The 20,039-nt window shown below is 40.9% G+C and carries 13 protein-coding genes and 8 pseudogenes; 18 read left to right on the top strand and 3 right to left on the bottom strand.

Going from position 1 to position 20,039, the window contains the following annotated elements:
- The first annotated feature begins 43 nt into the window (after positions 1 to 43).
- From ACU8V8_RS14800 to ACU8V8_RS14770, 7 genes and pseudogenes are all read left to right on the top strand, one after another.
- The gene (locus ACU8V8_RS14800; protein ID WP_446887998.1) at positions 44 to 850 is read left to right on the top strand and encodes a VOC family protein; all 807 of its coding nucleotides are present in this window, start codon (positions 44 to 46) and stop codon (positions 848 to 850) included.
- A 103-nt stretch (positions 851 to 953) separates the two neighbouring features.
- Positions 954 to 1,619, top strand: a complete 666-nt coding sequence (locus ACU8V8_RS14795; protein WP_446887997.1) for an SDR family oxidoreductase — start codon at positions 954 to 956, stop codon at positions 1,617 to 1,619.
- Between the two features lie 134 nt (positions 1,620 to 1,753).
- Positions 1,754 to 2,119 carry a hypothetical protein gene (locus tag ACU8V8_RS14790; RefSeq protein WP_446887996.1) on the top strand — a complete coding sequence of 122 codons (366 nt, stop codon included), beginning with the start codon at positions 1,754 to 1,756 and terminating at the stop codon, positions 2,117 to 2,119.
- 1 nt (position 2,120) lies between these two features.
- Positions 2,121 to 4,450 (top strand): annotated as a pseudogene (locus tag ACU8V8_RS14785) (fatty acid cis/trans isomerase).
- Between the two features lie 106 nt (positions 4,451 to 4,556).
- Positions 4,557 to 4,835, top strand: coding sequence for a type IV pili methyl-accepting chemotaxis transducer N-terminal domain-containing protein (locus tag ACU8V8_RS14780; protein ID WP_446887995.1), 279 nt, complete (start codon positions 4,557 to 4,559; stop codon positions 4,833 to 4,835).
- Positions 4,810 to 5,016, top strand: a complete 207-nt coding sequence (locus ACU8V8_RS14775; protein ID WP_446887994.1) for a hypothetical protein — start codon at positions 4,810 to 4,812, stop codon at positions 5,014 to 5,016. The genes ACU8V8_RS14780 and ACU8V8_RS14775 overlap by 26 nt, the downstream gene beginning before the upstream one ends.
- A 23-nt stretch (positions 5,017 to 5,039) precedes the next feature.
- Positions 5,040 to 6,272: a hybrid sensor histidine kinase/response regulator gene (locus tag ACU8V8_RS14770; protein WP_446887993.1), complete on the top strand. Its 1,233-nt coding sequence runs from the start codon at positions 5,040 to 5,042 to the stop codon at positions 6,270 to 6,272.
- A gap of 23 nt (positions 6,273 to 6,295) precedes the next feature.
- On the opposite strand, the gene ACU8V8_RS14765 is transcribed toward ACU8V8_RS14770, so the two are convergent.
- A complete protein-coding gene (locus tag ACU8V8_RS14765) occupies positions 6,296 to 6,913 on the bottom strand; it encodes a hypothetical protein (RefSeq protein ID WP_446887992.1) in 618 nt (205 codons plus the stop codon).
- Between the two features lie 153 nt (positions 6,914 to 7,066).
- Between ACU8V8_RS14765 and modF the strand changes: the two are divergent.
- The 4 genes and pseudogenes from modF (at position 7,067) to ACU8V8_RS14745 (ending at position 9,662) form a co-directional block, all read left to right on the top strand.
- Positions 7,067 to 8,513: pseudogene (modF, locus tag ACU8V8_RS14760) on the top strand (molybdate ABC transporter ATP-binding protein ModF).
- Positions 8,514 to 8,807: 294 nt separating this feature from the next.
- Positions 8,808 to 8,897, top strand: a pseudogene (locus ACU8V8_RS14755) (type II toxin-antitoxin system RelE/ParE family toxin); the annotation flags it as partial.
- Positions 8,894 to 8,986 (top strand): annotated as a pseudogene (locus tag ACU8V8_RS14750) (helix-turn-helix transcriptional regulator); the annotation flags it as partial. The pseudogenes ACU8V8_RS14755 and ACU8V8_RS14750, both read left to right, overlap by 4 nt.
- A gap of 415 nt (positions 8,987 to 9,401) precedes the next feature.
- Entirely contained in the window at positions 9,402 to 9,662 is a 261-nt protein-coding gene (locus ACU8V8_RS14745; RefSeq protein ID WP_446887991.1) for a hypothetical protein, read from the top strand.
- Positions 9,663 to 9,917: 255 nt separating this feature from the next.
- Here the strand turns inward: ACU8V8_RS14745 and ACU8V8_RS14740 are convergent, their stop codons facing one another.
- Together ACU8V8_RS14740 and ACU8V8_RS14735 are read right to left on the bottom strand one after the other, a co-directional pair.
- Positions 9,918 to 10,109 (bottom strand): hypothetical protein, encoded by a 192-nt coding sequence (locus ACU8V8_RS14740; RefSeq protein WP_446887990.1) that lies wholly within the window; start codon positions 10,107 to 10,109, stop codon positions 9,918 to 9,920.
- 29 nt (positions 10,110 to 10,138) lie between these two features.
- Positions 10,139 to 11,016: pseudogene (locus ACU8V8_RS14735) on the bottom strand (TraB/GumN family protein).
- A 592-nt stretch (positions 11,017 to 11,608) separates the two neighbouring features.
- Here ACU8V8_RS14735 and ilvG point away from each other — a divergent pair.
- The 7 genes and pseudogenes from ilvG to can all read left to right on the top strand — a co-directional run bounded on the left by ilvG (position 11,609) and on the right by can (position 20,027).
- Positions 11,609 to 13,304 (top strand): annotated as a pseudogene (gene ilvG / locus ACU8V8_RS14730) (acetolactate synthase 2 catalytic subunit).
- Positions 13,255 to 13,500 carry an acetolactate synthase 2 small subunit gene (gene ilvM, locus ACU8V8_RS14725; RefSeq protein WP_446887989.1) on the top strand — a complete coding sequence of 82 codons (246 nt, stop codon included), beginning with the start codon at positions 13,255 to 13,257 and terminating at the stop codon, positions 13,498 to 13,500. Before ilvG ends, ilvM begins: the two are co-directional and overlap by 50 nt.
- Before the next feature lie 101 nt (positions 13,501 to 13,601).
- Positions 13,602 to 15,457, top strand: a pseudogene (gene ilvD, locus ACU8V8_RS14720) (dihydroxy-acid dehydratase).
- Positions 15,458 to 15,459: 2 nt separating this feature from the next.
- Entirely contained in the window at positions 15,460 to 17,010 is a 1,551-nt protein-coding gene (gene ilvA, locus ACU8V8_RS14715) for a threonine ammonia-lyase, biosynthetic (protein WP_446887988.1), read from the top strand.
- Between the two features lie 88 nt (positions 17,011 to 17,098).
- Positions 17,099 to 18,143, top strand: a pseudogene (locus tag ACU8V8_RS14710) (ABC transporter substrate-binding protein).
- 32 nt (positions 18,144 to 18,175) lie between these two features.
- Positions 18,176 to 19,354, top strand: coding sequence for a methyltransferase (locus tag ACU8V8_RS14705; RefSeq protein WP_446887987.1), 1,179 nt, complete (start codon positions 18,176 to 18,178; stop codon positions 19,352 to 19,354).
- 16 nt (positions 19,355 to 19,370) lie between these two features.
- Positions 19,371 to 20,027 carry a carbonate dehydratase gene (gene can / locus ACU8V8_RS14700; protein ID WP_087532682.1) on the top strand — a complete coding sequence of 219 codons (657 nt, stop codon included), beginning with the start codon at positions 19,371 to 19,373 and terminating at the stop codon, positions 20,025 to 20,027.
- The last annotated feature ends 12 nt before the right edge of the window (positions 20,028 to 20,039 follow it).

Here is a 20,039-nt window from a genome sequence, read left to right as displayed (position 1 = left end):
CTCTATTAACTTTAATGTACCAACATCAAATTATGAGTGACCCATGAGTACTGAAAATACTAATCACCCACACGGGGTGTTTTGCTGGTCAGAGTTATGCACGCACAACTGGGCTGAAGGAAAGCATTTTTACACCGAGTTATTTGGTTGGGGCAGTGATGATCAGCTGATCGGTGATGATTTATATTACACCATGTTACAAAAGCAAGATGATGATATTGTGGCCATGTATCAAATGCCGGAAGACCAAAACAAATCAGGCGTTCCGAGTCATTGGTTAGCTTATATTGCTGTTGATGATATTGATAACGTGGCTGAGAAAGCCAAGCAACTTGGCGCTGAAATTATTGCCGGACCGCATGATGTAATGGATGCGGGTCGTATGGTGCTACTCAATGAGCCTGGTGGCGCTTTATTTGCTCTATGGCAAGGGAATAAGCATAAAGGATGTCAGCGGTTGAATGAATTAAACACCCCTTATTGGCATGAGCTTGCTTCTCGAAATAGTGCAAAAAGCCGCAACTTTTACTGTCAATTATTAGGTTGGGAAAGTGAAATTAAGCCAATGGAAGGTATGGACTACACCTTATTTAAAGTGGCAGGTGAGCCTATTGCAGGTATGATTGAAATGACCCAAGAGTGGCCAGATGATATTCCAGCGCATTGGATGATCTATTTTGCTGTAGCCGACTGCGATGACACAGCAATAAAAGCGCAGCAACTCGGTGGCGAAGTGTGTGTGCCGCCGACTGATATCCCTGAAGTGGGGCGCTTTAGTGTCATCACGGATCCGCAGGGTGCGGTATTTTCAATTATGACTTCAACAATGGATGATGTGAAATGCGGCTAGGCTGAGCAAGTACTTTATCGATAAAAAAATAAGCGCTGCGGCGCTTTTTTTATTTTTATTTGCCCCAAGTTCTCAATTATACATTGTCAATTGGAGCTCACTTATGGCTAAGCACGTAGTTATCACAGGCGCGAATCGAGGAATTGGTTTAAATTTATGTCAGCAATACCGAGCAAAAGGCTATCATGTTACAGCTGTTGTTCGCCAAGCAAGTGAAGAATTAAAAGCACTTGATGTAACGATCATCAGCAATATTGATGTTGCCAATGAGGGGGATATTGTTGCGCTGCAAAGCCAACTCCATGGCCATAAAATAGATTTACTGATCAATAATGCGGGGGTTTTTCATAATGAAAGTATTACTGATATGGACTTTGCTGCTATTAACCAACAACTCGCGGTGAACGCTGTGGCACCAATACGTGTCACGCATGCCCTTATTCATAGTTTAGGCATAGATGCAAAAGTAGCGATGATCACCTCTCGTATGGGGTCAATTGCAGATAATGGCTCAGGTGGTTACATTGGTTACCGTATGTCTAAAGCGGCGTTAAATGCAGCATCGGTGAGTTTAGCGCATGAACTTAAAGCTAAAAAAATCGCAGTGGGGTTATTTCACCCAGGCTTTGTACAAACTCAAATGGTCAACTACGCTGGTGATATTTCTCCAGAGCAAGCGGCGGAGCGTTTAACACAACGTATCGATGAGCTAAACCTTGAAAACAGCGGTGGCTTTTGGCACTCAAATGGTGAAACATTACCTTGGTAATAGCCTCATAGTTGCTAAATAACTAATGCAATAGTTGGTGGCTTAATGTCACTAACTGTCAAAATCTTTCGCGAATTTTGATCTTATTCTTTGCTATAATCGTTCTATTAACAGCCGTACTTTGAGAACCGCACATGGAATTAGAGCAAGATAGTAATTTAACCCTTCCGTTGTTTGTGTTTGATGAAACACTAAGTGACCGTGATTTAGAAAAGCCTGATTTATTGCTGACCATCGTTTTAGATGATGAGCTGTTAACTCAACTGTGTCAAAACCCAAGCGCAGATAGCAGCATTGCTATCACTATAAATAGTTATCAGCTAGAAGCCGTTGATCAAACGTTTGCTGAAATTATTGATACAGATCATGATGCGCAATTAACCCTCACTCATGGACCATTGCTAAGCGCAGTGCTGAACACGCAAAAAGAGACAACATTTGTTTCGCCACAAATGGACATGATGCCTACGTTTGATCTAGGCGATGAGGACGAAGAATAATATGAAAAAATCGCTCATTTTAAGCTTTATCATCATATTAAGTGGTTGTGCTTACTTAGGCGCAGCGCATTATGATGAATTATTTGGCCCTGAACAAACGCAGCAACGAATAGTTGAGCATGACACAGGAGCTGGCGCTGAATTTTTACAACACGTACAGCCGGTACTCGACACTCGCTGTGTTGTATGTCACGGCTGTTATGATGCACCTTGCCAATTAAAGCTTTCATCTCCAGAGGGAATTGATCGCGGCTTAAGTAAAGAATTAGTTTATGATGGTACACGTTTACTCGCATCTAACCCTAGCCGTTTACTTTATGATGCAGCAGATCTGCAGGTTGGCGTGAAAAAAATTTTTCGCCGGTACTTAATGAACGAGCTCAAAGTGAAGAAGCCAACCTTGCTGGTAGTGTTTTATATAATAGCTTAGTGTTAAAAATGAGCTCACCTTTACCTGAAGATGAAGTGCTTGGTGATGAATTCGACTTTGCCCTTGATCGGTCTCAAACGTGTGCCAGTATGGGGGAGTTTGACCGTTTAGCGGACAGTCAGCCACATGCAGGTATGCCGTATGGATTACCGGGGATTTCTCGTAGTGAATTTAAACATTTAGAAAAATGGCTTAAAAATGGCGGCAAGATGGCGCATATTGAAGCACCCAGTAAAAATGTTATAGCGCAGGCACAGCGCTGGGAAAGCTTTTTAAACCAAAATAGCCTAAAGCACCAATTAACTGCTCGATATGTCTATGAACATTGGTATTTAGCACATATCTATTTTGAACAAGATGGTGAAAAGAGTTTCTTCAAACTTGTTCGCTCAAGCACGCCACCGGGTGAAGATATAAAACTAATCAATACCCGTCGCCCTTATGATGATCCTAAAGTTGAGCGAGTTTATTATCGTTTAATGCATGAACGCTCAACAATCCTGGCTAAAACGCATTTACCACTGGCACTGGATGACACCAAGTTAGCTCGTTTATACACGCAATTTATTGAACCTGATTACCAAGTAACTGCAATGCCTAGTTACAAGCCAGAGGTTGCCTCAAATCCATTTAAAACATTTGCCGCAATGCCAGTTAAATCAAAATATCAATTTATGTTGGATGAAGCTGAGCTGATTATCATGGGGTTTATTAAAGGGCCTGTATGTCGTGGTCAGATTGCTTTAAATGTTATTAACGACCATTTTTGGGTGGCGTTTGCAGATCCAGATAAAGCCGCAACACCAGAAGTAGGTCAAATGCTGCTACAGCATGAAGATGCATTAGCACTACCAGCGGCAGAAGAAAGTAATGCATTGCCGATTTCTAGTTGGGTTAAATATTCAAAACGCCAAAGTACTTACCTAGAAGCAAAAGTTAAGCTCGCTAATGAAATGTTTAAAAATAGTGAGCACTTAACCACTGATGTTTTATGGCGTGGTGAAGACGTTAATGATAATGCTGCATTAACTATTTTCCGCCATTTTGATAGTGCAACAGTTGTAAAAGGCTTAATAGGGCAAGAACCAAAAACAATGTGGATACTGGATTACGCATTGTTTGAGCGTATTCACTATTTACTCGTTGCCGGGTTTGATGTGTACGGCAATATTGGCCACCAACTCGTTACTCGTTTATATATGGATTTTTTAAGGCTCGAAGGCGAACAAAACTTTTTAGCCCTACTGCCTAAGCAGCAGCGCCAGGAGTTAAAAGCCAATTGGTATCGTAAATCACCAACGAGCTTAACTAACTTTTTCAAAAGTGGTGAAAGCTTTGGCCAAACAACCGGTATTGAATACCAAACTCAAGATCAACAACATGAATTATATGGCTTAATTAAGCAGACTTTAAAGCCTGTGCTAAGCCCTCGTTATGACTACACCCAAGTGACTGAACCCTTGCAGCAGCTTAATGATATGCCCGCGAAAGCTATTAATTTATTACCGCAGATTTCATATGTACTAGTCAAAGATGGTAAGTTAGAGCACGAAGCCTATACTTTGATCCATCATAATGCGCATTACAACATATCTAGCTTGCTCAACGAGGAAGGCCAACGCGCTTATAGTGAGGACACAGTTACTATTGTGCCAGGATTTATTGGTGATTACCCTGAAGCTATTTGGTATTTAAACAATGAGCAACAAGTCGCAGCCTTTGCTGAGCAATTACCGTTAATGCAAGATGAGAGCGATTATAGGGCGTTGAAGAGCAAATTTGCAATTCGCAGAACTCACCCGCAGTTTTGGCAGTACAGCGATATATTGCATAATGTTGCGAAGCAATATCGTGGTGTTGAATATGGCTTATTCGATTATAACCGCTTAGAAAACCGTTAGTTTTACTCGTTTAAATAAACCCCGTTGAATACGGGGTTTATTTTTGTCTAAAGGTGCCACTTTACCATAGCTGGACTACAATTATAGCAGAGTCAAAGGAGACGCCATGCTACAAGTAATTGCTAATATTCGAACTCGGTATCGATGGGCTCTATTAGCTATTGCTATTTTAAGTAGCGCTACAGTTTTACTTATTCAATCTTTTCTTAGTATTCAACAAAGTGATGCTCACGTTATTAACATTGCGGGTAAACAGCGGATGCTTTCGCAAAAAATAGCTTGGCATGCCAACACGATTCAGCAAAATAGCAGCAGCGAACATCGGCAATCTTTAAAGCAAGCAATGCAGGATTTTCAATATGGTCACTTTTTTTTTAATAGCTAAAAATGATCTAGGGGAGTATCTGTATTTAGATGAGGATTTAATTAACTTTTACTTTTCAGCGCCGACTAATTTAGCCCAGCAAAGCGAACGTTATCTTTCTGCGGCAACAGGGTTGTTGCAATCAACGACTTATAATACCGCTCCATCGGTATTTAACTTAATAGAGGTAGAGCTTTTTTAAAAAAACTAGACCATGCTGTTAGCTTGTTTGAGCATCAAGCAAATAAAAAGGTCACAATGGTTTCGTATATAGAGCTCGGCTTCTGGCTGCTGACTTTAAGTTTATTGCTCCTTGAGTTGCAGTTTATTTTTAAACCCATGGAAGCCCATATAAAAACAACGCTCAATAAATACCAACGACAAAAACAGCAGGCTGAGTTAATCAGTAAAAATAAAGAGCGCTTTATAGCCCGAGCAAGCCATGAATTTAGAACGCCGTTACAAGGGTTAATAAATGCCGTTGATGAACTCCAAACAAGCCCAGCACAAAAAGCACTTCAACAACAGGCACATTATTGCTCGAACCGGTTGCTTAATATACTCGATGAATTAAATGAGGCACAACAGCTAAGCTCAGGACAGTGGCAATTAGAGATCAGTAATGGCAATTTATTAAATACAGTTGAGTCTGTTATTAATTCTTACCAGTTCTCTTTTACAAAAAATAATTTAATACTGGTTAATAAAATATCACAAGAGCTCGATATTGACGTTGAGCTTGATCACCGGCGCCTACAGCAAGTTTTAAGTGAGTTACTTAATAATGCCCTTAAATTTACGCAAGTAGGACAAGTAACGGTGACTGCAAGCATGCAAAATAAACAGCAATTATTGCTTTCGATTAGCGATACAGGAAAAGGCTTTGCAAGCCAGTATCCGTATTTATCATCATCGCATACCACGCACGACAATCATTTTCAGGGTATGCAGATGGGGTTGTCACGGGTACAGCATATTTTACATGCCCAAAACGGGGGGATTGAATTTACCGATCAAAAGCCTAACGGGGCGACAGTTAATGTCGTGTTGCCTATAAAACTCCCTGAGCAACAACAAGGTTTGCTTCCGGCTAAACTTCACTGTCTCATAGTAGAAGATAACCCGCTTAATGCGATGATTCTAGATAGTATTTTAAAAAGCATTAATTACACAAGCGAGCAAGCCAGTAATGGCTTGATAGCGACAGATAAAGTAGCCAGTAATAGTTATGATGTAATTTTTATGGATTTGAATATGCCTGTTATGGACGGCTTCAGAGCAATAGAGGTTATTCGCCAAGAGTTAAATTCTACAACGCCGATTATTGTGGTTACTGCTAATACCTCACAAGCTGATTTAGAAAGAGCGTACCAGCTTGGCTCAGACGGCCATGCTTATAAACCCATAAACAATGAAACCATTAAAAAAGCCCTTATAGATGTACTAAATAAGGGCTAACCAAGGATGGAACTTTACAAAAGTTAGTGTTTTATCTTTATATCGCCGACACCGACTTCTATTTTAATTGTGTGAGTACCACTGCCAGTGTATTCACTTTCTGAACTGACCATTTTACGGCTGGTTTTAGCATCACTTTTTAAGCCAGAAATACGTGTATCACCTACACCACTATCAAGGCTAATATATTTGTAGTCGTCACTTTGGCTATCGATACGAACGGCACCTACACCTACTTCAATATCAGCACTGTTAGCAAAATCATTGATTTCAATATCACCAACACCTAAGTCAAGATTAACCGCTAAACTTAGTGGCACGCTTACTAACCAGTTTTGTTGCACATCGTCGTTATCTAAGCTTAGAGTAAGCTTATTAGCCGTTTGTTCGCTATCTAGTGTTAACTCATCAAGGTTATCTGAATCATCAAACCAACCATTGTTTTTTTCTTCGAGTTCGATGGTTACTTTCACTTCATTGCCATCATGGGTATTAATTTCAAGGCTGCCGACAGGAAAACTAATATCAAGTGTTTGCTGAGTATCAACTGTAAAATTGCGTTTAATTTCGTGCTCAATCTTAGCGTTGGCAGTCGTGCTCATAAATACTGCAAATGCAGTTAATAATAAAACTTTTTTCATAACGTTACCTGTTGTTTGAATGTATTTATTAATTAGTCGCAAGGGGGTCATAAAAGGTTTAAAGCAAAACAAATAATTTTATCGGAGGAAAAGCTAGCCAAGTAATAATTTGTCGGGTATTTTCAGTTTATGCAAAGATAAAGAGGGCTGCTGGTGGCATTTATACAACTACAAACAGTAACTGCTAAACTACAAGGTGAAGGACAAAATAGTTACCAACTTAATAATTTAAACTGGCAAGTACAAAGCGGTCAGCACTGGTTGTTAATTGGTGGTAATGGCGCGGGGAAGTCTGCCATTACAGCTGTTTTACTCGGTTATGCGCAGCTGATAACGGGCGATAGACAGTGTACATTTGAGCGTATGGAGTTGGTCTCATCAGATATGCAAAAGCAGCTAATTAACGCTGAGTTACTGCAAAATCAAGATGACATAACCGATGGCTTAATTGCAGCTAGGCTTGTAAAAGATATCATTTTTGAAAATGCAGATAGCGCCTTTTTTGATAATGAATTATGTCAGCAGTTAATCGATATCTTTTCATTTTCTTCATTACTAACCCAGCGCTTGCGAGCTTTATCAACCGGTGAAACACGCAAACTTATGTTGATCAAAGCATTGAGTAATCGGCCTGAGTTTATAGTGCTTGATGAACCCTTTGATGGCTTAGATACTGCCAGTACTGCGGCGCTTAATGATATTTTAGCGCAACTTAGTAGTAGTGTAACCATGGTGTTTGTGCTGAATCGTTTAGATGAAACCCCTGATTTTATAAACCATTATGGCTACGTGGTTGATGGTCAATTGCAGCACCAATTAGCTCAGCCAAACGATGCACAGCGAGATGACTTATTTAAACTGCTGCATTTACAACATACAGACTTAACCATCCCTGAAAAAGACCCTGCAAACAGTCCGCCGATTTTCACAGGTAACGTATTAGTAAAGCTGTGCCAAGCAAAAGTAAGCTATGCGAATAAAACTGTGTTTAGTAACTTGGATTGGACAATCGAAGCCAAGCAACATTGGCAGTTAAGTGGTCAAAATGGCTCAGGAAAAACCTGCTTACTTAACTTGATCACTGGCGATAACCCGCAGTGCTACAGCAATGATATTGAAGTATTTGGCTTCAAGCGTGGTAGTGGCGAAAGTATTTGGCAGATCAAACAACATATCGGCTATATTTCAAATGCTTTGCATATGGACTACCGAGTTGGAGTGTCTGCTTTAAACACTATCGTATCGGGCTTTTATGACAGTATCGGGCTTTATCAAAAAAGCCAGCGACAGCGAAATTAACACCGCACAACGGTGGCTGGAGTTACTGGGCTTAACTGATTATAAAAATACAGCGTTCACACAACTATCGTTTGGTGACCAGCGCATGTTACTGATTGCCAGAGCTATGGTTAAGCACCCAACTTTACTTATTCTTGACGAACCCTGTTTAGGGCTGGATGAAGCAAATCGGCAGCGCGTACTACTACTGATTGAAAAAATCTGCGCCGCACAAAGCAGCACGGTTATTTATGTAAATCACCACGCCAACGACAAAATAGCGGGTATAGAACACTACTTAAAAATGGAAGATTTTAGGTAAAGTAAAGGTTCTAGGTGTTAGGGGCTAGGAAAAAACAGAGCAGCTTGGTATTAAATTTACCGCCGTAGGTTATGGTTGAGAGCAACGAAACCCAACAGTGAATGTTTAAAACCAAAGCTGTATTGCTTGCTACCCCCAAGTTATGAAGTGAGGGGGCAACCTATTAAATCCACTCCTTTTAGATTACATAAATGCTTGAGTTAAGTTACCCAAGCGTTTATTAAACCGTTCATTGGCATTTCGCAAACCTACGGAGTGCCTACCTCGCTTATATTTCATTGATGAGTGATGGGGTCTATTACTGTACATGGTAACTGGCGCATTACTTTTGAATTTATTGATGGTAATGCATATATTCTCAACTATGAGGACTATCACTTATAACTATGTATAATCCGCCGCATCCTGGAGAGTTTATCTTTGACATATATCTAGAGCCATCCGGCTTAAGTTGTCGTTATTTGGCTAAACAACAAATTAATTTGAGTAATGTCCACGCAGTTAACTTTGCGATGGCATAAAAATATAATCAGGTAGCCGGAGGTACGTAGCCTCTAGCTCTACACTCTCACCTTGCAATTTAATTTATGTCTACGAAAAAAGTGCTTCATGGTTTTTCCCTCTAAAGCGCAGCGCCTCTTAATCTATTTGTGAATAATTTAATTAAATTTTTTGGTACCAAGAGTAATGAATGAGCAAGAGCTGGCATGCTTAAATAACCTCCCAGTCCACAGGAATACTAAAAACTGGCTAAATCAACTAAATTTTGGTTAATATCCTCTTTCTTAGTTTGCTTAGTGCGCCATAGGCCTGATTTTATAAGGTGAAGAGAAGTGGTTCAATTTTTGCTACTTTAAAATCAATCAAATCATTTAACAGGATAAAAAAATGAATAAATCACTTACTGCTACACTTTTAATTGCTTTATCACTCTTGCTCTATACACAATTTTCAGAATTAGCATATAAATTTGGATTTGCGGAACTGAAGTTAGTTGCTGTGCTAGAAAATCCAGATAAAATGAAAGTTAAGTGTGACGCTTACTCACTTGGTTTTTTTGATGAAATCAAACTTCAAAATAAGTATCAAAAATGTATTAATGAGTATGAAGCCCAAGGCTATGAACTAATCAGTAGAAGTGATAAGTAATAGTCTTAGCACCGGGCTGTCAGTTAAAAAGATGGCCCTTTTATCACCTTCTGAAGCCACAAGTTTTAGGCATCATATTCTTGACTGACTGTTTGCGCTTTACAGCTATCTGGCAAACCACTATTTGAAATTACATAAACGCTTTAGTTAATAAGCTACCTAAGTGTTTATTTTACTCATTAGTGTTGCATATAAGTAGGTCGTGCTTTAGCGCGTTAATCTCAAATAATGCAAACTATTTAAAAAGCGGCTGGTTTAGGTCGTTGGTGGTTGTTTGTATTTTTTATATAATTTGACCGCTATATAAATACTTACTTCTATTACAATAATTATTGTTGCGAAAGCTAGTGTAGCACTAAGTTTAAAACTGCCTTCTTGATAGTAATAAATACCAGCTAAGAATAGCGCAATCAAAAAGAAAGAGATCGAAAATTTAAAATCTGTCATTGATACATCCTATTGTTAATTATTCAGTTTTATAATCGCGTTATAGAAACACCTTGCTCTTTAAACTGTTTTAATAAACCGTGTTGCTCGGGTAAGTGCAGGGCGCCTACGGCGATAAATAATTGCTCTTGTGCTAGGCGTGGAGTGAGTTCTTCTACCCAATTGTTGTTACGTTCAATCAGCATAACTTGCTCGCTGATTTCGCCGTAGTTACTGTCGTCAAAGCTCTCATTGTAATACTTGGTTAAAGTGTCCATATCGCCATTTTTCCATGCATCTACAAGCGTAATAAAATAGGTCTCAACATCGGCGAGTTGCTCAAAGGTTTCTTCTATCATTTCGTTACTAAGCAGTGACATATGGTTAAACATTTCCATTTGATACTCTAATGTTTCAAGTTCACCAATTTGCTTGTTTTTAGTTTTAGCGTAAGCAAGTACTTGCTTATCAATGCCTGTTTGATCTGAAAAACCTGCATTTTGAAACTCCATTTGCATCATGGTGACCATCACAGCCCACGGTGCAAGGCTGTCAAACATAGCTATATCGATTGATTTGTTACTAAAGTATTTTTTTAGCTTGCTGTAGTTTTGCTCGGATAACTCGCTTTTTAGGGTTTTACCATTTTTTAGCATCATAAATGGCATTGAGCGGCGCTGCATTTCCATTGGACTAATTGCGCTGATATCGACCTCGACAATCACTTTGTCGGTGGCATCAATCGCTTTGGTTACTTTATTCGGCAGGCCTTTCATGCTGCTATCGCCAACATGGACGGTACCAAATAAATACGACTTAACGCCATTTTTTCAAGTTGCCACAAACCAGGCTCCGCATGGCTGGCAAAGCTCAGTGTAAATAAAACCGTTAAAATAAAGTAGCTACTGATACGCTGTGTGAAGTTCATAATTATCCTTATTGCTGAGTTGCTAATGTAATCATATACCCAAGTAGCTTAATTAAGCGAGTAGTTGTTATTTTATTGCAAAATGCTTTTTGTTTCTGATATAGCTTATTTGAGATTTTATCACTTAAATATATCAAAAGTTTATTCAAGTTATGCTAAAAATGAATCAAACCGCGAAATGGTTATTACTAGGTATGAATTATCAATAAATGGCTATATTTGGAAAGATAATTCGTAATTCTATATATTTTGAATTTTTAAACCAGTAAATTCAATTGTTACAAGCTTTTTAGATTGTTTTTAGGGTTGACTTAACACGGGCATCGCGGTACTAATAGATAAAGACGCGAGGATGCAAACGCTCCTGCGCTAATCAAACAAATTTACGGTATTTATTACATGCTTACAAACGCACTAAACCTAGTCCTTATTAACGTCGTGGTGATTATTATTACCGCGGGGGCTACTTAGTGCTTTAAATATTGTAAAGCATTATAAAAGCCCCCCGCACTTAACCAGTCGGGGGGCTTTTTAGTTTCAGGTTTAGAGAAAGTAATAGCACACAATGTCACTGAGGAATGAGGATTTACTAATGACAGGCGCAGAAACTAACAATCGACTTATTAGCCAAACATGGCGTAAATGAAGTATTTGGTTACCCAGGTGGGGCCATCATGCCAATTTACGACGCCCTGTATGGCGCGCCAGTGAAGCATTATTTGACTCGTCATGAGCAAGGTGCAGGCTTTGCTGCGGTAGGATTTGCGCGTAGCACGGGTAAGTTAGGTGTGTGTTTTGCTACATCGGGGCCTGGGGCAACTAACTTAATCACAGCTCTTGCCGATGCGATGATGGACTCAGTGCCGCTTTTAGCAATCACAGGGCAAGTACCCACCGCGGCAATTGGCTCTGATGCTTTTCAAGAAATCGATGTGTTAGGTATGTCTTTATCATGCACTAAGCATAGTTATATGGTTGAGCGAGCAGAAGATTTAGCTGAAATTTTACAAGAAGCTATGCATCTTGCGCAAAGCGGCCGCCCGGGCCCCGTGCTTGTGGATATTCCAAAAGACATTCAGTTAGCGCAAGTGCCTTTTCATCCTTGGTTGGCTGCTGACGATTATTTACCGCAGTTAGATCTAAATCAAGTGGCAATTGCAAACCAGTTATTGAGCGAAGCTAAGCGACCTGTCGCGTATGTTGGTGGTGGCGTACAAAGTGCTGGAGCACAAAACGAGTTAATGCAATTTTTAGAAAAAACGCAAATGCCAGCTGTTTCAACATTAAAAGCATTGGGCAGTGTATTACCAGATTATGAATATGACTTAGGCATGCTCGGTATGCATGGTGGTCAAGCAGCAAATTTAGCGGTACAAGAGTGTGATGTACTAGTATGTATAGGTGCTCGCTTTGATGACCGTGTAACGGGTAATTTAAGTAAGTTTGCAGCCAAAGCAAAGGTGATTCATTTAGATATTGATGCGGCCGAAGTAGGTAAGCGAAAGCCTGCTAAAGCATCTTTAATTGCAGATTTAAAAACATCGTTGCCGCAACTTGAGTGTTTTGTAACGCAACAAGCATGGTTAGTGCACACTAAAGAGATGATGGTTAAACATGCGTGGCGTTATGATTACCCAGGTGAAAAAGTATTTGCACCGTATTTACTAAACCAACTTAGTCAGCGCATGCCTAAAACTGGCGTAGTATGTTGTGATGTAGGCCAGCACCAAATGTGGGTTGCACAACATATGAAGTTTAGCCATCCGAGTAATCATTTAAGCAGTGGTGGTGCGGGCACTATGGGCTTTGGTTTACCAGCGGCAATCGGCGCGCAAGTCGCGCGCCCAGATGATTTTGTGATCACCGTTTCTGGTGATGGTTCAATCATGATGAACATCCAAGAGTTGGCGACTATTCGTCGTAACAATTTACCGGTAAAAATATTAATACTTGATAACCAACGTTTAGGTATGGTGCGCCAATGGCAAGAGCTATTTTTTGATGGCCGCTATAGTGAAACGAATCTATCAGATAACCCAGACTTTGTGCAGTTAGCTGCAGTATTTGGCATTCCAGGGCAAACAATTACCCATGCAAATCAAGTGGATGATGCAATTACCGCATTAGTGAACAGCACAGGCCCGTATATAGTACATGCCTGTATCGATGATAAAGAAAATGTATGGCCATTAGTACCGCCAGGTGCCGCTAATGATGAAATGATGACGGAGAGTGCAAATGAAACACAGTTTAACAGTGACTTTAAAAAATCAGAATGTGGCCGTTGAGCGTTTTTTGCGTGTCGTGCGTCATCGTGGTTTTGATTTAACCCATTTACAAATCAACTTAGACGACGGCCACTATCAAGTAGAAATGACGGTCGATAGCGATAAACCAGTTTACTTACTAACAACACAACTGGCTAAATTAGTTGACGTAAAGCAGGTGATGCTACAAAGCGTACAGCAACAGCAAGCAATGTAGTTTGCATTAAAAAATCAACAGGGTTAGAGGGTATTTACCCTCAAACAGCAAAAAATTAAAGAATGAGGAACAGCCTTGCGGCTGCAAACACTGAGGTAACTATGGCTAAATTAAGAAGTGCAACTACAACAGAAGGTCGAAAACGCGCAGGTGCCCGTGCATTATGGCGCGCAACTGGTATGACAGACACCGATTTTGGTAAACCAATTATTGCTGTTGTGAACTCATTTACGCAATTTGTACCAGGCCACGTGCATCTTAATCAACTCAGCGAACTTATGGCCGAAACCATCACTCAAGCCGGTGGTGTACCAAAAGAATTCAATACTATCGCCATTGATGATGGCATAGCTATGGGACACGGCGGCATGCTTTATTCATTGCCTTCGCGTGATTTAATAGCCGATTCAGTAGAGTACATGGTTAATGGTCATTGTGCCGATGCGATGATCTGTATTTCAAACTGCGACAAAATCACCCCAGGTATGATGCTGGCAGCATTACGTTTAAATATTCCGGTTATTTTTGTATCGGGCGGGCCAATGGAAGCAGGTAAAACCAAGCTTGCGAATATTGATATTAAACTCGATCTCGTTGATGCCATGGTCAAAGGTGCTGATACTTCTGTAAGCGATGCCGACTCAGAACAAGTTGAACGTTCAGCATGCCCAACCTGTGGTTCGTGCTCAGGCATGTTTACAGCGAATTCAATGAACTGTTTATTAGAAGCGATAGGTTTAGCACTGCCAGGCAACGGCACTACGCTTGCTACACATAAAGACCGTAAACAGCTGTATGTTGAGGCTGGTGCGCGTATTGTCGATTTATGCCGAGAGTACTATCAAAAAGATAACCATGATGTATTACCGCGTTCCATTGCCAATAAAGCGGCGTTTATGAACTCAATGGTGGTTGATATCGCGATGGGGGGTCGTCAAATACCGTACTACATTTATTAGCAGCAGCCCAAGAAGCAGGCGTTGATTTTGATATGTCACATATTGATGAACTATCTCGTAAAACGCCTTTCTTATGTAAAGTAGCACCGGCAACGCCTGAGTATCATATTGAAGATGTACACCGTGCTGGAGGCATGATGGCAATCGTACGTGAGCTAGGAAAAGCAGGCCTATTTGACTTGTCTGTAAATCATGTTGCCGGTATGACTATGGGTGAACTAGTTAAAAAATGGGATGCCACTGATCCAGATAACGAAGCCGCGCAAAAATTCTATCGTGCAGGGCCTGCGGGTATCCGCACGACTAAAGCTATGAGTCAATCGTGTCGTTGGGATGAAGGCGATAACGATCGCGAAAACGGCTGTATACGTAGTGTTGAACATGCGTTTCGCCAAGATGGTGGGTTAGCTGTACTTTCGGGCAATTTGGCGCTTGATGGCTGTATTGTTAAAAGTGCAGGCGTGGTTGACGAAATGCTGCATTTTGAAGGCACAGCTGTGGTGTATGAATCACAAGATGATTCGGTGGAAGGTATCTTAAATGACGAAGTGAAAGCCGGTGATGTTGTCGTTATTCGCTACGAAGGTCCTAAAGGTGGCCCAGGTATGCAAGAAATGCTTTACCCAACCAGTTACTTAAAATCAAAAGGTCTTGCTGAAAAGTGCGCCTTGATCACCGATGGTCGTTTTTCGGGTGGTACCTCAGGTTTATCAATTGGTCATGTATCACCAGAAGCAGCAAGTGGTGGTGCCATTGCCTATGTTGAGAACGGCGATAAAATTATAATTGACATCGCTACTCGTGAAATCACTCTAGCATTAACCGATGAAGAGCTTGAAGCGCGTAAACAAAAACAGTTGGCTCGTGGCAAACAAGCCTATAAGCCGCTTGATCGCGATCGCTATGTATCATCAGCATTAAAAGCGTATGCGCTACTTGCAACCAGTGCTGATAAAGGTGCCGTGCGTGATTTGGCCAAACTGGAGGAGCTTAGCTAATTATGGTTTCTCAAGAGCTCGATTATTTTCGCGCTATTATTCAAGCGAATATGGAGCCGCTGGCAAAAGTTACTGAGGTAAGCGAAATGCCTACCTTGAGTGAGCGCCTCGGGAACCATGTTTGGCTGAAGCGCGAAGATCAGCAGCCGGTTTATTCGTTTAAACTGCGCGGCGCATATAATAAATTAGCAAAGTTACCAAAAGGTACTGTGGTGATCACAGCCTCTGCGGGTAATCATGCCCAAGGTGTTGCGCTCAGTGCCTCACATTTGGGGCATCAGGCGACTATTGTCATGCCTGTTACCACACCTGAAATTAAAGTAAATGCAGTACGTGCCTTAGGAGGCGAAGTCGTATTACATGGTCATCACTTTGATGCCGCTAAAGCTTATGCCCTTGAGCTGACCGAAAAGCGCAACGGGGTATTTGTTCCGCCATTTGATGATCCTGATGTGATTGTGGGTCAAGGCACTGTCGCGCGTGAACTAATGCAGCAGCTTAATCAACTTGATGCAGTGTTTATTCCTGTAGGGGGCGGTGGCTTACTTGCGGGAATGGCGGTGTATATCAAATCGTTGCGCCCAGATATTAAAGTCATAGGTGTTGAGGCTGACGAAAGTGCTTGTTTACAAGCTGCTCTTGAAGCTGGAAAGCCTGTAGAGCTTGATCGCGTTGGTAGTTTTGCGGATGGTGTTGCCGTTAAAATTATCGGCAGTGAAACCTTTCGTTTAGCACAAAAGTTTTGTGATGAAGTGGTTACGGTATCTGGCGATGAAATATGCGCAGCAATGCAGGATATCTTTGTTTCAACCCGTGCTATTGCAGAGCCTTCTGGCGCTCTTGCTACTGCCGGGCTTAAAAAGTGGAGCCAGCAAAGTGGCCTTAAAGGGTTGCATTTAGCCGCTATTTTGTCTGGCGCTAACTTAAACTTTGACCGCCTGCGCTATGTTGCTGAGCGCACCGCATTGGGTGAGAAAAACGAAGCTTTATTTGCGGTAACCATTAATGAAGAAAAAGGCAGCTTTAAGCAGTTTTGTGCATCTTTAGGTGGCAGAGCAATTACTGAGTTTAACTACCGTTATGCAGGTCCTGGCGAAGCACAAATTTTTGTTGGCATTGCCCTGCGTCAAGGTCAACAAGAGCTTGATGAACTGAAAAGCGATTTAACCTCGAACGGTTATCAATTTTGTGATTTATCAGATAATGAGCTGGCTAAATTACACGTACGTTATATGGTGGGCGGTAAAGCGCCAGAGCAAATGCAAGAGCGGTTATTACGCTTTGAGTTTCCAGAGTATCCCGGCGCGCTAGCACGCTTTTTAGATACCTTGGGCAGCAACTGGAATATTACTTTATTTCATTACCGCAACCATGGTGGCTCAATGGGCAATGTACTTGCAGGCTTTGCGATAGAGCCGAGTCAGTTTGAGGTGTTTAATGAGCATCTAAATCGCTTAGGGTATAGCGTTCAAGATGAAACAAACAACCCATGCTTTACTCAGTTTTTGACAACGCAACCGCCGATAAATGCGCCTCAGGCTGCTAATAACTAATATTATTAGCATATATAGGTAAAATTGCCTTATTAACAATTTTACCTATAGTTAGTAGTAATGACTTATTTGCCCATAGGTGTATCTATTGCTACTTAAAGGATTTATCGCAGCAATCGTTTTATCGTATTGTATTGGTGCTTTAGCTGAGACGAAAAACGTGACTTTACAGCTAAAATGGTCGCATCAGTTTCAGTTTGCTGGCTATTATATGGCCCAACAAAAAGGCTTTTATAAAGATGTTGGGCTCAATGTAACGATAACAGCCGCTGATGTAAGTGAGCCAGACACCTTTAGTAAAGTACTCGCGGGCCAAGCAAACTTTGGCGTGGGCCACTCGGGTATTTTACAACATCGTATTGATGGTCAGCCCTTGGTGGCAATGGCTGCTATTTTGCAATTCTCTCCTTATTGTTGGATGGTAAAAAAAAAGCTCCGATATTTTTCATCCTCGAGACTTTTTCAATAAACGTATTAGTTCTATTAGCCGTAAAGAAAATGCAGAGTTATTGGTCATGCTTGAACGTAGTGGCGTTGATCCCCTGTTATTGCCAGCTTATTTAAGCAATGGAAAAGCAGAGCAATGGTTGAATGGTCAATTAGATGCGATGCAGGTTTATATTACTAATGAGCCTTTTATTATGAGGCAACAAGGGGTTGAGCATCGTTTAATTTGCCCGCAAAGGTACGGCATTAACGTTTATAGCGACATTCTCTACACCACACAAAGCATGCTAGTGCAGAACCCTAAAACGGTTGAAAACTTTTATCAAGCAAGCTTAAAAGGCTGGCGTTACGCAATGATGAACTTAGATGAATCAATTGCGGTTACCGCACAGTATTATGCGAACGATAAAAGCTATCAAGAGCTCAGCTACGAAGCCGAAGTGTTAATTGATTATATCTCTCCGCCCGGTTCTAAATTAGGGGCTATGTCGATGGCTAAATGGCGATTAATAGCTGATTTATACAATATAGAGCAGGATCGTTTTGATGAAGTGAAAAATGGCTTTATTTACCAATATGAGAAACCTAAAAAACTACGGCTCTCGTGGATGTTGATAGCGGCCATTATTATTAGTGTGTTATCTATCCCGCTATACCTACGCTTGATGCTGAAAAAAAGCGTATAATAAGGCAAATACTTTTCATCGTTAAAAATTTTATGACCCTTGCTGAGCAGTTTACAGCCCTAGATACTCTCTTATTATCGACTCGCCAATTTTGGCAATGCACCGCATTTGATTACGATGAACTTCCTTGGCCAGAGCTTGCGCCGATTCTTGAAGCATTAACCGATCAACAAGTTGCTGAGCTGGATAGTGATCAAGATGCACTTTATACCTTTTTTAGTCCATCAATTAATGAATTAGAAAAGCTTGCTGATTTGTGTGCGATATCAACAGCGCAAATTATGCGCACAGATTATCCTTTTTGGATCAGCAATGGTATTAAAGGGCGCAAGTTTGAGCAGCTCCAAGATTTTGTTGCGGCTTTGGGTGTGCAAACCAAGCCTGTACTTGAATGGTGCGCAGGTAAAGGTCACTTAGGGCGGATGCTGGCATTTAATCAAGCGCCGAATGTACACAGCATCGAGCTACAACAACATTTATGTGATCAAGGCCAGCATAGTGCGCAGCAGCAGGGGCTTGCGATGCACTTTAGCCAGGCTGATGTGTTAAAAGATGACGTATCAAACCACTTTAGAGAGCAACAACATGCGGTTGCTTTACATGCATGTGGCGCACTGCATCAAAGCTTTATACGTGAAGCATGCTTTGCGAAAACTCAACAGATCAGCTTGTCCCCGTGTTGTTATCACCTTTTTACGGAAGATGCTTATCTAGCGATGAGTGAGCCTGCAAAGCAAAGTGAATTAATGTTGCGTCATCGAGATCTAAAACTAGCTTTACAAGAAACCGTCACCGCACCTTCAAGAGTGGCAAAAGTGCGTAAAACTGAAGTTGAGTGGCGGCTTGGTTTTGATGCGATGCGCAAAGCAATTACCGGCTCTACTAACTATGTCAGTGTACCGTCAGTAAACAAGGCTATGTTCTCAGGTTCATTTAAAGCTTTTTGTGCATGGGCAGCTGAAAAAAAGTCATTAGAAATACCGCAAGATATTGATTATGATTATTTTTTATTAAAGGGGAAAATGCGCAAAAAGGTCACTGAGCGTATTGAACTGGTTCGACATGTGTTCAGAAGAGCAATAGAAGTTTGGCTTGTGCTCGATCGTGCTTTATATTTGCAACAACAAGGTTATCAAGTCACTGTGAAAACATTTTGTGAAAAGCAATTAACGCCTCGCAATATCTTGATCCAAGCAAATTTACCGTTATAAATAGATAAGAGATGCAATGAGAAAGTTAAAGAATTTATTCGAAAATAATAAACGCTGGGCAGAACGCACTTGCAAAGATGATCCTGAATTTTTTAAAATTTTATCAATGCAGCAAAACCCAGAATACTTATGGATCGGTTGCTCAGATTCACGCGTTCCAGCGAACGAAATTGTAGATTTAATGCCAGGAGAGTTATTTGTCCACCGTAATGTAGCTAATGTTGTTGTACATACCGATCATAACTGCCTTTCAGTAATGCAGTACGCCGTTGAAGTGTTAAAAGTAAAGCACATTATGGTGGTAGGTCACTATGGTTGTGGTGGCGTGCAGGCGGTGCTTAATGATGCTAAGTTTGGTTTGATTGATAATTGGCTACGTCATGTTGGCGATGTAAAAGAAAAATACATTACCAATATAAGCGAAATGCCAGAGCAAGAGCACTTAAACTGTTTAATTGAGCTTAATGTTATTGAACAAGTACGTAATGTTTGTCGCACCAACATAGTTCAAGAAGCATGGCAGCGTGGCCAAGAACTCACCATTCATGGTTGGGTATATGGTTTAGCAAACGGCCACTTAACCGATCTTGAATCAGTAGTGACCTGTGCCGATGAAGTGGCTGATACTTATAAAAGCGCAGCGAAAAGAGTGTTTGAGCGCAATATTAAATAAGGCTATTTGAGC

It is taken from the genome of Pseudoalteromonas sp. SaAl2 (genome assembly GCF_052947895.1).
This window is presented reverse-complemented; position numbering and strand designations above follow the sequence as displayed.